12 protein-coding genes are annotated in these 13,648 nt (G+C 66.8%); 6 read left to right on the top strand and 6 right to left on the bottom strand.

The annotated features are described in order from the left end of the window. Nucleotides 1-162: 162 nt before the first annotated feature. On the top strand, nucleotides 163-1,032 hold the full coding sequence (locus ACSBP4_RS00315) for an alpha/beta fold hydrolase (RefSeq protein WP_049965159.1): 870 nt from the start codon (nucleotides 163-165) through the stop codon (nucleotides 1,030-1,032). 42 nt (nucleotides 1,033-1,074) lie between these two features. Here ACSBP4_RS00315 and ACSBP4_RS00310 read toward each other — a convergent pair whose 3' ends face one another. Together ACSBP4_RS00310 and ACSBP4_RS00305 are read right to left on the bottom strand one after the other, a co-directional pair. Further along, nucleotides 1,075-1,392 carry a HalOD1 output domain-containing protein gene (locus tag ACSBP4_RS00310; protein WP_435551035.1) on the bottom strand — a complete coding sequence of 106 codons (318 nt, stop codon included), beginning with the start codon at nucleotides 1,390-1,392 and terminating at the stop codon, nucleotides 1,075-1,077. Nucleotides 1,393-1,474: 82 nt separating this feature from the next. Beyond that, entirely contained in the window at nucleotides 1,475-2,218 is a 744-nt protein-coding gene (locus ACSBP4_RS00305; protein WP_006183237.1) for a DNA polymerase sliding clamp, read from the bottom strand. 228 nt (nucleotides 2,219-2,446) lie between these two features. Here ACSBP4_RS00305 and ACSBP4_RS00300 point away from each other — a divergent pair, with 228 nt between their 5' ends. Continuing rightward, a complete protein-coding gene (locus ACSBP4_RS00300) occupies nucleotides 2,447-3,220 on the top strand; it encodes a 23S rRNA (uridine(2552)-2'-O)-methyltransferase (RefSeq protein WP_435551034.1) in 774 nt (257 codons plus the stop codon). Here ACSBP4_RS00300 and ACSBP4_RS00295 read toward each other — a convergent pair whose 3' ends face one another. Together ACSBP4_RS00295 and ACSBP4_RS00290 are read right to left on the bottom strand one after the other, a co-directional pair. Then, the gene (locus tag ACSBP4_RS00295) at nucleotides 3,221-3,400 is read right to left on the bottom strand and encodes a hypothetical protein (RefSeq protein WP_006648586.1); all 180 of its coding nucleotides are present in this window, start codon (nucleotides 3,398-3,400) and stop codon (nucleotides 3,221-3,223) included. A 158-nt stretch (nucleotides 3,401-3,558) separates the two neighbouring features. Further along, nucleotides 3,559-5,880 carry a twin-arginine translocase subunit TatC gene (locus ACSBP4_RS00290; RefSeq protein WP_435551033.1) on the bottom strand — a complete coding sequence of 774 codons (2,322 nt, stop codon included), beginning with the start codon at nucleotides 5,878-5,880 and terminating at the stop codon, nucleotides 3,559-3,561. Nucleotides 5,881-6,010: 130 nt separating this feature from the next. Between ACSBP4_RS00290 and ACSBP4_RS00285 the strand changes: the two genes are divergently transcribed. The 4 genes from ACSBP4_RS00285 to ACSBP4_RS00270 all read left to right on the top strand — a co-directional run bounded on the left by ACSBP4_RS00285 (nucleotide 6,011) and on the right by ACSBP4_RS00270 (nucleotide 12,076). After that, complete coding sequence (locus ACSBP4_RS00285; protein ID WP_435551032.1) at nucleotides 6,011-6,961, top strand: twin-arginine translocase subunit TatC; 951 nt, start codon at nucleotides 6,011-6,013, stop codon at nucleotides 6,959-6,961. A gap of 349 nt (nucleotides 6,962-7,310) precedes the next feature. Then, nucleotides 7,311-9,425, top strand: a complete 2,115-nt coding sequence (nasA, locus tag ACSBP4_RS00280; protein WP_435551346.1) for an assimilatory nitrate reductase NasA — start codon at nucleotides 7,311-7,313, stop codon at nucleotides 9,423-9,425. A gap of 521 nt (nucleotides 9,426-9,946) precedes the next feature. Continuing rightward, nucleotides 9,947-11,713, top strand: a complete 1,767-nt coding sequence (locus tag ACSBP4_RS00275) for a nitrite/sulfite reductase (protein ID WP_435551031.1) — start codon at nucleotides 9,947-9,949, stop codon at nucleotides 11,711-11,713. A 78-nt stretch (nucleotides 11,714-11,791) separates the two neighbouring features. Further along, entirely contained in the window at nucleotides 11,792-12,076 is a 285-nt protein-coding gene (locus ACSBP4_RS00270) for an amphi-Trp domain-containing protein (protein ID WP_049965152.1), read from the top strand. Between the two features lie 41 nt (nucleotides 12,077-12,117). Here the strand turns inward: ACSBP4_RS00270 and ACSBP4_RS00265 are convergent, their stop codons facing one another. After that, complete coding sequence (locus ACSBP4_RS00265) at nucleotides 12,118-12,474, bottom strand: hypothetical protein (protein WP_006183246.1); 357 nt, start codon at nucleotides 12,472-12,474, stop codon at nucleotides 12,118-12,120. 238 nt (nucleotides 12,475-12,712) lie between these two features. Further along, nucleotides 12,713-13,558 (bottom strand): ATP-dependent sacrificial sulfur transferase LarE, encoded by an 846-nt coding sequence (gene larE, locus ACSBP4_RS00260; RefSeq protein ID WP_435551030.1) that lies wholly within the window; start codon nucleotides 13,556-13,558, stop codon nucleotides 12,713-12,715. Nucleotides 13,559-13,648: the final 90 nt, after the last annotated feature.

Here is a 13,648-nt window from a genome sequence, read left to right as displayed (position 1 = left end):
CGACCGGCCGCCGAGATCTCGCCCCCACTCGACCCTTGCAGCGACGGTATACCCGTATTACCCGACGCCATCGGGCGATCGCCGATCGGTCCCGGCCGGCGGTCGTCGTCCCGCCCAGCCTCGAGGATCGATTTCAAGGGCGTTCGACACGTCGGTTCGGCCATGCCACAGGCGACGAGAGACGGCGTGTCGATCTATTACGAGTACGAGCGAAGCGACGGCGACGGTCGGTCGCCCGTCGTCTTCGTGCAGGGGCTCGGGTTCGGACGGTGGATGTGGCGCTGGCAGCGGGAAGCCGTCGCCGACGAGTACGACGTGATCGCCCCCGACAACCGGGGGACGGGTCGCTCCGACGTCGGCCTCCCGCCGCTCGTCGCGCGGCTGCCCGGCACGCTTCGGGGGCTCGTGTTGCTCAAACTCGCCGGCTACTCGATCGGCGGGCTGGCAGCCGACCTCGAGGCGGTCCTCGACGACGCGGGGGTCTACGACGCCCACATCGTCGGGGCGAGCATGGGCGGGATGATCGCCCAGCGCTACGCCCTCGAGTACTCCCGGACGAAGTCGCTGACGCTGTTTTGTACGAGCCACGGCGGCCCCGACGCCGCGCCGGTCCCCGACGAGACGCAGGAACACATGTTCGATACGCCGGACGGCGCAACCGAACGCCAGGTGTTGCGCCACCGCATGCGGCCGGCGTTCAACGACCGGTTCACCAACCGCAACCCCCACCTCATCGACCGGATCCTCGAGTGGCGACTCGAACAGGACGCTGACGACCCCGCACGCGAGGCACAGGCCGCCGCAGTCCAGAACTTCGACGTCAGCGACCGCCTCGAGCGACTCCGCGTACCGACACTGGTCTGTCACGGGACGAACGACGAGGTGGTCCCCGTTACGAACGCGCGGCTGCTCGAGGAGAAGATCCGGGACAGTCGACTCGAACTCGTCGAGGGCGGTTCTCACCTGTTTTTCATCGAGGAAGCCGACACCGTCACCGACTTGCTGCGTTCGTTTCTGGACGAGCAGGACTGACGGACGACCCCGCGTCCCGCTCCGAGACGGTTCGAAACCGCCTCAGTCGGCCGTCACGGTCGCGTCCCGGAGCCGAACCTCGCCGTCGGTGCGAACGGCGATGTCGAACCCCTCGTAGGTGAACCAGACCTGATGGCTGCCCGCGGTGCCGACCCGGTCGGCGTGGCCGACCAGCGAATCGAGCGCGTCCGGATCGACGACCGCGTGTAGCGGCTCGAGCGCGGCCGGTTTCGAGCCACGGACCGCAGCGACGGCGGTGACGACGGCTTCGCTGGCCGGCTCACCGTCGGGGTCGAACGTCGTCACGAACTCGAGATCGTCCGGTTCCTGGTCGTCGGTCGTATCGTTCGCGGAGGGCATACCCGATCGTCGGCTAGCGGTCGGGTAGCAACTCCCCTTCGCATATCGAACGTTTAAGTGGTTGTGAGAACGGTCGAGTCGGTCAGTCGCTCTGGATGCGCGGCGCGAGCATGTAGGTGACCTGCCCCTGTCCCTCGGCGAAGCCGAAGTAGATCTTGACGGGGAACTCCTCGCCCAGCGCCAGCGTGACCTCGGTGTCGCCGGGGATCGCCTTGTTCATGTCCTTGAGATAGTCCAGCGAGAACAGCGAGTGGGCGGGCCCGAGCTGGAGGTCGATCAGATCTTCCTGGGTCAGCTCGAGGTGGACGTCGTCGGTGTCGCCCGCGGCGTCGACGTAGAAGTACTCCTCGCCCTCGTCGACGCCCAGGGCGATGTGGTCGGAGACCATGTCGGCGGCGGTCACCGAGCGGTTGACGTCTTTCCCCTCGAGGACGACCTCGGCAGGGAGGTCGAGGTCCGGGATGTCGGGCTCCTGTCGGATGGAGTCGGGGTCGATGAGCGCGAGCGTGTACTCGAGCCCGTCGATCTGGATGTGGAGCTTGCGGGTCTCCTCGTCGAGTTCGAGCTGGATGAGCTGGCCGGCGTCGGCCATGCCCGCGATGTCTTCGAGCCGCGAGAGATCGACACCGATCAGCCCGCCGTCGGCCTCGTAGGACTCGAACGCAGACGCATCGAGCGAGAGGTCGACCATCCCGACGTTGGCCGGATCGACGGCCCGGATCTCCAGCCCGTCTTCCTCGAGGTGGATTTTGCACTCGTCGACCAGCACGCTGATCGAATCGAGCGCGCTGGTGAGCGTTTCGGCGCTCACGATGGCCTTGAACATATAGATCGGGGTACGGACGGTCGGCATAAAAAGGCACCCTTTACGCGCGGGCGGGAGGGTGGAGCGTCCTCGAGCCGGCCGACGCGACTGCCGATCTCGAGGCCGGACTCGAGCCTGCCTCGGACCTCGACCATCGACGCGGCTCGGCCGGCCCGAGCGAGCAGCGCGCGCGGCCCGCTCTCGCCACACCTATCCGTCCCGGCCGCTTAGCCCGTTCAAGAACGATATATGGCTCGCGACCACTACTACAACAAGGCCAAACAGGAGGGGTATCGCTCCCGAGCGGCCTACAAGCTCAAACAACTGGACCGACTCGAGGACGTCATCGACCGCGGCGACACCGTCGTCGACCTCGGGGCCGCGCCCGGCGGCTGGCTCGAGGTCGCCGCCGAGGAGGTCGGCCCGGAGGGACAGGTCATCGGCGTCGACTTCCAGCGGATCGACGACTTCGCGGACCATGACAACGTCGAGACGCTCCGCGGGGACATGACCGAAGAGAAGACCCGCAAGCGGGTCGTCGACGCCGCCGACGGCACCGTCGATGCGGTCATCTCGGACATGGCACCCAACATGTCCGGCGAGTACTCGCTGGATCAGGCCCGGTCGCTGCATCTCGCGCGCCAGGCCTTCGAGACCGCGTGCGAACTGCTCGAGGCCGGCGGCGACTTCGTCGTGAAGGTCTTCGAAGGCCCCGACGTCGACGACTTCCGGGCCGACGTCGAGGAGGAGTTCCAGTACGTCCGCGCGACCTCGCCCGACGCGAGCCGCGACGAGTCCTCCGAGGTCTACTTCATCGGGAAGGGGCGGCTCACCGCCCCCGTGCGCCCCGGCGACGAACTCGAGGTCGAGATCACCGACGTCGGCAGCGAGGGCGACGGCATCGCCTCGGTCGAGGGCTACCGGCTGTTCGTGCCCGGAGCCGAGGACGGCGAGACGGTCGCGGTCCGCGTCGAGGACGTCAAACCGACGTTCGGGTTCGCCCAGCGCGTCGACCGGGAGTAGTCACTCCCCGTCGCTCTCGAGGCGGTCGTGGCGTTCGTCGATCTCGTCTAAGATATCGAGATTCTTTCTGATCGAGGACCGGATCGCGTCGCTGCGGTTGACGAACTTGCCGTCGTCGCCGACGTGGTCGTCGAGATCATCGAGGAGTTCCTGCGGAATTTCGACGCTGATCTTTGGCATCAGTCGGTCGATCGTTCACAAGTCGCGGCCTTAAGCGTAGCTGGTCGGCGACGTTCGTCTCGCTCGAGGGAGAACTGCGCTTCTCGGTCGCTCGAGCGGCGATCCGCTATCGTGGCACGGGGGACGGTTCGAAAGTGCGTCGTCTCGTCGGTCGATCCTCACTCCGGGGCCGCGCCTGTCTCGTCGGGTTCGGCGGTCGATCCGCCGCCACCACCGCCGAACAGCCGGCCACCGCCGGTCAGGACGTAGAGGATCCCCAGCCCGAGCAGGTAGGTAAGCGCGATCGGGATCGAGAAGATGAGCATCATCAGCACGCCCTTCGGGCTGAAGAAAGCCGCGAGGACGAAGATGCCCACGACCACCGGCCGCCAGCGCTCGAGCATCGAGCGATAGCTGACGACCCCGCCGACGTGGAACAGCGCCATCGTGACGATGATGTTCAGCAGGAAGCCGATCCCGACGGTCGTGAAGATCACGAGCCAGAAGAAGCTCTTGATCCGATAGGAGACGACCATCTGATTGGCAAGCGCGTCGGAGACCAGATACGAGATGACCGACGGCGCGATCCAGAAGAACCCGAGGTAGGTTCCGAGGGCGAAGCCGGCCAGCAGACCGCCACCCCAGACGACGAACGTGCGTCGGTCGCCGTAGACCAGTCCGCGCTCCTTGGCGGCCGGCCAGGCGTAGTACAGGATCAGCGGGAGGACGGCGACGATGCCGGCGAGCGCGCTCACCTTCGCCTCGAAGATGAGGACCTCGACGGGATGGAGCGCGACGACGATATCCATCGCTTCGATGAGTTCGTCGAGGCTCATCTGGCTGGGATCGATATCGTTGCGGGCCGCGACCTCGTCGAGGACGTGTTGGGGGACCCGATCGAGGAAGAGCCGCAACACGTCGCCGAGGCCGCCGGAGTACAGCCAGAAGAAGGTCCCGCCCATGACGACCATGAAGAGGCCGACGATGCGGAACACCTTCGAGGTGAGGCTGTTGAGGATGAAGGCGATGTCGTAGGCGTAGCCACCGATGTCGTCCTCGGTGGTCTCGTCCTCCGTGAACGGATCGAGCATGCCGGCGGCGGTACTCGCGAAGAGCCCGTCGTCGTCGGCCTCGCCGGCACCGGCCGCCGCCCCCGCACCGCCCGCCGCCGCGCCCCCGTCTCCGGCGTCCGCCGACTCCTGAATCGAGTCGAAGCGATCGAGGATCGCTTGGGCCTTCTCCCGGTCGTCGTCGTACATCGCCTGCCGGGAGTACTCCAGGGCCTGATCCTCGCTCATCGTCCGGAAGACCTGTGCCGACACGTCCGCGATGTCCTCGGTCGAGAGCGTCTCGAAGTCGACGTCCTCGTGGCTGTCTGCCCGCCGGATGTCGTCCGGCCGCGGATAGACCGGCTGTTGCAGCGCGTAGATCGTGTAGCCGAGCAGGACGAGGAAGCCGACGCCGGCGGCGACGACGAGCCCGACCGCCGCTTCGCCGGCGAGCCCGTTCGCCGCCATCGTCTCGAGGGGACCCGCTCCGCTGGGGCGGATCACCGAGGGGAACGCGGGATACACCGATTCGCGGAGGTAGCCGAACGCGCCCTGATTGACGGCGACGGTGGCCGCGACCGCGACGACCGCGAGGACCCCGCCGAACTGGAGGAGACGCCCTTTCACGTGGCCGGTCCCGGTGCCAGCCGATTTCGCCGCCCCGCGTCGCCGGACGTTCGTGAGGACCTTGGCCAGCCCGAGGCTGAAGACGTAGAGGACGACCATCGGCATCGCCCACATGACCTGCGTGAACGGGTCCGGCGGCGAGAACAGGGCCCCGAAGATCACGATCCCGACGACGGCGAACCGCCACTTGTCGCGGAAGGTCTCGTAGGGGATGATCTCGGTGTACGAGAGCGCCCCCATCAACAGCGGGAGCTGGGCGGCGAGCCCGAAGGAAAGCGTCAGCAGCGCCATGAACTCGGTGAACTCGGTGATGCCGTAGCTCGGTTTGACGCCGGCGCTGACGGCGTTCTTCGCGAGGAAGCCGAACGCGTAGGGGAAGAAGACGGTGTAGGCGTAGACGACGCCGGTCACGAACAGCGACAGCGCCAGCAGGACGAAGCCGGCGATATACCCCTTCGAGATCGGGACGGCGCTGGTGTAGCCTCGACGGCGAAGCGCCTTCCGCGAGAAAAAGAGAAGCGCAGGAATCGCGACGATGATTCCGGTTATCATCCCGATCTTGGCCTGTAACAGGATCACCTCGAACGGCGTCCGGGTGATGATGTCGGTCGATCCGGCGACCCCCTCGCTCATCCGAGCTTTGGCGGTCGCCTCGAGGAAGTCCCAGACGACGATCCGAAGCGCGTAGAAGGAGCCGAGGAACCCGAGCAGAAAGACGACGAACACCTTCTTGAGGTGTTGCTGGGCGCCCGAGAGTAGTGCGCCGATCGTCTCCCGGCCGGTGTTTATGGCCTGGGCGGTGTCCTCGTCGACGGCAGAACTCATTGGGTAGGTGGTAACTGACATCCAGTTATCAACCTTTCGTGTGGATACGGGCGAGTCAGCGGGCTTCTCACTCTCTCGGGGTCACCGTAAGAAAAAGGCCTATAACCGGTGGCCTATCAATATCCCGTAGATGTCGGACGAGCCGGTGGACGGACGGGACGCCGAGGCGCCCGAAGAGCCGCGGGAGGACGCTCCCTCGGAATCGCCGGACGAGCCCGAGTTCGATCGGCCGGCGTCCGACCCCGCCGCGGAGCGGCCCGACCTCGAGACGGACGGCGAGGGCGTCGTCGGCGATCGACACGATCCGACGCCGACCTATCCCGACGCCGACGAGGAGATCGGCGGGATCGAGACGCCGCCGGACGACGAGGAGATGCCGCTGGCCGACCACATCGAGGAGATGGTCCTCCGGCTGGCGGTCGTGTTGCTGTTCGGGGCCGGCGGGACGGCGATCGGCCTGCTGTGGGCCTCCGACGCGATCCAGTACGTCTGGTTCAACGTCTTCCCCTATGCCGAGGGAGAGGTGCCGCCGCCGCATCTCTACAACCCGCTCGAGCTGTGGCTGACCCGGATCAAGATCTCCTCGCTGCTGGGGATCATGGTCGCGCTGCCGGCGTTCGTCTACGAGTGTTACCTGTTTATGCGACCGGGGCTGTACCCCCACGAACGGAAGTATTACCTCGCGGCCGTGCCGACGAGCGTCGTCCTCGGCGCGCTCGGGATGCTGTTCTCGTACGTGCTGGTGTTGCCGATCCTCTTTCGATACTTCACCTACTACGCCGAGGGCAGCGCCGACGTCGCCTATGCGCTGGGCGATACGTTTAACCTGATCATCACGCTGACGGGCTTTCTGGCGATCGTCTTCCAGATTCCGCTGTTTATCATGCTGGCGATCATGATGGGCGTGACGACCCGCCGCTGGCTGGCCCAGAAGCGACTGTACTTCTGGGCGGCCTTCGCGGGGCTGTCGTTCATGTTCACCCTCGACCCGACGGGGATGGCGCCCATCCTGGTCGCGGTCACGATGATCCTGCTGTTCGAGGGGACGCTGTTCGTCCTCAAGTGGGTCGGAACCGAGTAGCCGTCCCGGATCGCGCCCGCTCGCCGCCGTCGCTATTCGGCCCCCAATCGGTCCAGCGGACTCGAGTTTCGTGACCGAACGGCCACATCGACCCGGCGATACTCGACGGATAATTCCCTTATACACCTCCTATCCGTTCGCATACTGTCGGGGCCAGCTCCTCTCCGAAAGAAAAGCAATAGTTCGTAAACGATCAGCGTTTAGTGGGTGCAAACGTTTCCCTGTCCCGTGAACAGCCCCATGATATCGAGCAAATACTCTCGCGGAGGGTGTGATTGTAAATCACACGCCGTGATTCGAGCCGGCCCACGGCGGTGGTCCCGTGACTGATCTCGTTCCGACCACGTGTATGCGGTGTGCGGTCGGCTGCGGACACGTCCAGCAGGCCCCCGACCGCGGGTACGGTCTCGACACCGTCCGGGGCGACGCCGGCCACCCGGTCAATCAGGGACTGGCGTGTCAACGCGGCGTCAGCGAAACCGCCGACCCGGACGGGGAGTGGCTGACCCGGCCGCTCGTCCGCGAGGACGGCGATTTCATACCGACGACCTGGGAGTCGGCCGTAGAACGCGCCGCGGAGGGACTCGAGGCCGCGCTCGAGGGTGGCGACGACGGCGTCGCGGTCCTCGGGAGCGGCCAGCAGACCAACGAGGCCGCCTACGCGCTGGGCAAACTCGCTCGTGGCGGCTTCGGGACGCCCTACTACGACGCCAACACGACGCTGTGTATGGCGTCGGCCGTCACCGCGTACTACGACGCCTTCGGCAGCGACGCGCCGCCGCCGACCTACGACGACATCCCCGAGGCCGAGAGCCACGTCGTCTGGGGAGCGAACCCGGCGGCCGCCCACCCGGTCATGTTTCGCTGGATCCGGCAGTCCGCCGACGCGGACGACTCGGAACTGATCGTCGTCGATCCCGTCCACAGCGAGACCGCCGAGGCCGCCGACCACCACGTTCCGCTCGAGCCGGGCGCGGACCTCGCGCTGGCTCGAGCCGTCCTGGCGCGGGTCGTCGAGACCGGCCGCATCGACCGCGAGTTCGTCGACGAGGCGACCGTCGGCTTCGAGGAGCTCCGCGCGGAACTGCCCGACGCCGCCGAGGCGGCCGAGATAGCGGGCGTCTCCCTGGCCGACGTCGACCGGCTGGCCGAGGCGCTCGACGATCCCACCCTGCTGTACTGGGGAATGGGGATCAACCAGAGCGTCAACGGGACCGCGGCCGCCGGCGCGCTGATCGATCTCTGTCTGGCGACCGGCAACCTCCGGCCCGGCTCCGGCCCGTTCTCGCTGACCGGACAGGCCAACTCGATGGGGACTCGCGTCTGCTCCTCGAAGGGGTCCTGGCCCGGCCACCGCCCGTTCGGCGATCCGGCCCACCGCCGCGAGGTCGCCGAGACCTGGGACGTTCCCGTCTCGCGGTTTCCCGACGACTCCGGCCCGGGCCCGGTCGGTATCGTCGACGCCGTCGGCGACGACGTCGAGGCCGTCTATGCGGTCGCGACTAACCCCGTTGCGGGCATGCCCGACGCGACCCGCGTCCGTGAGACGTTCGAGGACGCGTTCCTCGTCGTGCAGGACGCCTTCCGCAGCGAGACCGTCGAGTACGCCGATGTCGTTCTCCCCGCGGCGACGTGGGGCGAGTCCGAGGGGACGACGACCAACATGGAACGGACCGTCTCCCGCGTGCGGGCCGCGACCGAGACGCCTCCGGGGGTCAAGACCGATCTCGAACTGATCGGCCTGCTCGCCGACCGGCTCGTGCCCGACCTGTTCGACGACCCGCTCGAGCCCGCGTCGGTCTTCGCGGAGTTCGTCGGGCTGACCGAGGGCACCCCCGCGGACCTTTCGGGGATCAGCTACGACCGCCTCGAGGACGAGACCGCGGTCCGCTGGCCGGCCCCGGAGCCGGACGTCTCGGGTGGCTACCGATACTACGAGGGGCCCGACGCCGACGAGCGGGACGGCGCTGCCGACGACCTCGACGAGTCGTGGTCGTTCTACACGTCCTCGGGACGCGCCGCGTTCTCGACCGGCGAGGCCCGCCCGCTGCCGGAGCCGACCGACGAGTCCTATCCGTTCACCCTGACGACTGCCCGCCGGCCGGACGCGTACAACACCGGCGTGCGGACCCGCGAGGACGAGCCGCCGACGGCCCGGGTCAGCCCGGCGACCGCGGCCGCGTTCGCCGACGAATTCGAGAGTCGGGTCGAGACCGCCGACGAGGGCGACGAGCGGTACGCCCGCGTCGTCTCCCGGCGAGCGTCAGTGATGGCTCGTGTCGAGGTCGACGAGGTGATCCCCGACGGCGTCGTCTGGCTGCCGATCCACCACCCCGCCGTCAACGACCTCACGCTGCCCGCCGTCGATCCCCGCTCGAACGAACCGAACTTCAAGCAGTGTGCGGTCCGTCTCGAGCCCCCGCGGGACCGAGACGTCGCGGCGGTCGCGGAAGCGAGCGCCTGATCGCCGACGCTAACGACGCTGTTGTCTTCCTCGGGCTCGCGGTCTTCTCGGTCGTCCTTCCCGGCAGACTGTATCGGACCCGCGTCGCGCCGTCGCCGGACGGGCCGATGCCGACCGGCGGGTGAACCCATCCACGCGTTGAGGCTCAAACTGTTTGTTCGTCGAAGGCTCCGCCGGTTCGTCACTGTTGTGTTCTCACGACCGGCATTTTTGTCCCGTCCGGCGGCGGACGCGTCTCGAGTCGGTCGCGTCGTCCGTCCCCGCGAATCAGGATCGGTCGCGCCCATCGCGGTTGACATTCCCCAGTCTCTGCTCGCGTGTCTCGCGACATACGTCCTTATACAGACTATATTCCATTGGAGATACGACGCCCACCACTGAAACTGGGAGAAAACCAATTGAATGTGAACGATTACTGTTATATGATTCAGTACCGTGCCAACAAAACGTGAATTACGACATGGTTGGAGAGGAAACTCGCGATTTCGAGTCCGATCGTCAGGTCAGTGAGGTGGTCGTCGATGGCGCATAAGAAAGAGGAGCGCAAGGAGGACTGTTACGGCGACGAGGTCCGCGACCACATCCTCGAGTTCGCGGACAACGGCGGCTACGAGGCCATCCCCGAGGACGAACGCGAGACGTGGTTCACCCGCTTCAAGTTCTGGGGGCTGTTCCACCAGCGCGACGGGCAAGAGTCGTATTTCATGATGCGGCTGACCAACGCCAGCGGCATCTTAGAGCCCGACCAGCTCCGGACGATCGGCGAGGTCGCCCGCGAGTACGCGAAGGGGCCAGTCGCAAACCCCGAGTTCGGCAACGGCTGGATCGACCTGACGACCCGCCAATCGGTGCAACTACACTGGCTCAAACTCGAGGACATCCCCGAGATCTGGGAGCAACTCGAGGCCGCGGGCGTCCACTCCCGCTCGGCGGGCGGGGACACGATGCGCAACATCTCGGGCTGTCCGCTCCACGGCAAGGCCGAGGAGTTCGTCGAGGCCGGCCCGCTGCTCGAGCGCTTCGAGGAGGAGCTTCGCACGGACGACTCGCTGGCGAACATGCCCCGGAAGTTCAACATCAGTGCCTCGGGCTGTACGGTCGGCTGCGCCCAGGACTCGCTCAACGACATCGGGTTCGAGCCGGCGACCAAGCAGATCGAGGGCGAGGAAGTCCGCGGGTTCAACGTCCGGATCGGCGGTGGGCTCGGCGGTCGCCAGCCCCGCGCCGCGACGCCGCTTGACATCTTTGTCCGCCCGGAGAATGCCTACGAGGTCGGCCGCGGCTTCGTCGAGTTGTACCACGACTACGGCGACCGCCAGAACCGTTCGAAGAACCGCGCCCGGTTCTTCGCCGAGGACTGGGGGATGGAGAAAATTCGGGACACGCTCCAGGCGGAGTACGTCGACTTCGAGATGCACACCGCGGGCGAGGACTTCCGCGAGGAGTACACCTACAACGCCGGCCGCCCGGTCGAGGACGGCCAGCACGATCACGTCGGCGTCGGCGACCAGAAAGACGGGGGGAACTACGTCGGCCTGAGCGTCCCCGTCGGTCGCCTCCCCGCCGAGGACGCCATCGAACTGGCCGATCTGGCCGACGAGTACGGCTCCGGCGAGGTCAGACTGACCCGCCGCCAGAACCCCGTCATCGTCGACGTCGCCGACGAGGACCTCGCGGCCCTGCTCGCGGAGCCGCTCCTCGAGACGTATCCCGCCGAACCGAGCCCCTTCGAGCGTGGCGCGATGGCCTGCACGGGAACGGAATTTTGCTCGATTGCGTTGACCGAGACGAAAGCGCGGATGGCCCGCATGCTGCGCTGGTTCAACGCGAACGTCGAACTGCCCGACGACGTCGGCAAGATCAAGATGCACTACTCCGGCTGTACCGCGGACTGCGGGCAGGCGATGACCGCCGACATCGGCCTGCAGGGGATGCGCGCCCGCAAGAACGGCGAGATGGTCGAGGCCTTCGACATCGGCGTCGGCGGCGGCGTCGGCGAGGACCCCTCGTTCATCGACTGGGTCCAGCAACGGGTCCCCGCCGACGAGGCCCCCGGCGCGATCCGGAACCTGCTCGAGGCCTACGCGGCCCACCGTGTCGACGGGCAGTCGTTTCGTGAGTGGGTCGACGCCACTGCCGAGGAACAGCTCGTCGAGTTCTGCGAGCCCGAGGAGACGGACTTCGAGGCCCCCTATATGGCCGACGCCAAGCAGTCGTGGTACCCCTTCGCCGAGAGCGAGTCCGCGGCCGCCGCCGGCGAGGGGTCCGCGGTTCCCTCGGACGACTGAGACACCGGCGATGCCACGGGCTCGGTGAGTCGCTTCTTCGAGCGTGTGTTTATCAGTTCACGGACCGTACTGTCACCCATGCCCGAAGAAGTACTCTTCAAATCGGAAACCGAACAGAGCCGAGCGGAGATCGCGTCGATGCTGCGTCGCGTCGCCGACAACTTGGACGACGGAAAATCGATCACGCTCACGGCCGGTGCCGACTCCGTGACGATGGAGCCGCCCGCCCGGCCCACCTTCGAGGTCAAGGCCGAGCGCGAGGGACCGGCCGACGGTCCGGGCGAACTGAGCGTCGAGTTCGAACTCGAGTGGGACGAGGACAACGGTGGAGACGGCGGGAGCGGGGAGTTGGAGATCGAGTAAGCGACCGCCGGCCGGCCCCCGATCGGCCCCGAAGCGCGCCGTCAGCGGTGTTCGCGCGTTCGCTCGTGGGCGTAGTCCAGCGCCTCCTCGAGCGAGCCCGGGCCGTCGTAGCTGGCCGAAAACAGGTCCATGAAATCGCTGGCGATCCGGTTACAGCGTTCGAACGTCAGAACGGTTCTGACCCGGATGGTCTCCGAGAGATCGAGCCCGGGATAGCTCGTGGCCGTCAGCGCGTAGCCGGGGTGGTCCTCGCCCTCCAGCGAGGCCGGCGCGACCTTCAGCCGCAGGTCTCCCGATTCGTGACGATACGTCCGATACTGCATCTCTCGGTCCGTATCGGCCGGGGTATACGTCCGAGACTCTTCGGTGGTCCACTCGAGCGGCACGTCGGCTTCCATCGGTCACTGATACCGACCCGAGTGCCACGTTCGTATCGCAATGTGCAATATTATCGGACGGTAGTCCAGGTATTCGAGAGATGGGGAATTTCCTGCCGAGAATTGGATTATATTCTGACTGTGCGTGTTCGTATCCGTGGTCTATTCGGACGATCGGTGAACTCCCGGAAATCGACGGCGGGGTTCGATATCCGGTCGGTCGCCACCGGTCGGTTCCGACGGCGCGCACCCGGGGCGGTCAGTCGTCCCGTATGACGGTCTGTTCGCCGCCGGACGCCTCGTCGGGGCTGACGCTGCCGGTCCGGTAGCCGTGTAGATCGAGCGTGACGTGGTCGAACCCCAGCTCCGAGAGTTCCGCGCGGACCGTCTCGACGAACTCGCGTTCGAGCGCCCGCTCGAGTTCGTCGGGTGCGACTTCGATGCGGGCCAGCCCGTCGTGGTCACGGACCCGGAACTGGTCGAACCCCCATTGTCGGAGCAGGGCCTCGGCCCGCTCGATCCGGGTCAGTCGGTCTTCGGTGACCTCGAGTCCGGTCGGGATCCGCGAGGAGAGACAGGCCATCGAGGGTTTGTCCGCGACCGAGAGATCGTATCGGTCGGCGATCTCGCGGACCTCGTCCTTCGAGATGTCGTGAGCCAGCAGCGGCGAGTGGACGTCCAGTTCCTCGACGGCCTGCAGCCCGGGCCGGTGGCCAGCGCCCGGATCGTCCGCGTTCGTCCCGTCACAGACCGTCCCGACGCCGAGTTCCCGGGCGGTCTCGAGCATCTCGCCCAGCCGCATCGTCCGGCAGTGATAGCAGCGATCGTCGTCGTTTTCGACGAACGCGTTGCTTTCCAGTTCGGAGAAGGAAACGATCTCGTGGCGGATCCCGATCTCGTCGGCTACCCGGCGGGCGTCCGCGAGTTCGGCCTCGGGGAGGGTCTCGCTTTTGGCGGTGCAGGCGATCGCGTCCTCGCCGAGCGCGTCGTGGGCGATCGCGGCCACGGCGCTCGAGTCGACGCCGCCGGAAAAGGCCACGACGACCCCGTCACGTGCGGCGAGATCCGCGCGGGCGGCCTCGAGTTTCGCCTCGAGCGTTGTCATGGTCCGGCGTTGGGTCCCGACGGGCAAAAGCACGTTGTCGTCGGTCCGACGGCCGTAATCCGCGCGCCGAGCCGTTAAGACGCCGTCGGT

The sequence above is a fragment of the Natrinema sp. CGMCC1.2065 genome, from assembly GCF_051225675.1.
In the GTDB taxonomy this organism is placed as follows: Archaea; Halobacteriota; Halobacteria; order Halobacteriales; family Natrialbaceae; genus Natrinema; species Natrinema thermotolerans.
The sequence above is the reverse complement of the archived record's forward strand: the minus strand, read 5'-3'. Positions and strand labels throughout refer to the sequence as shown.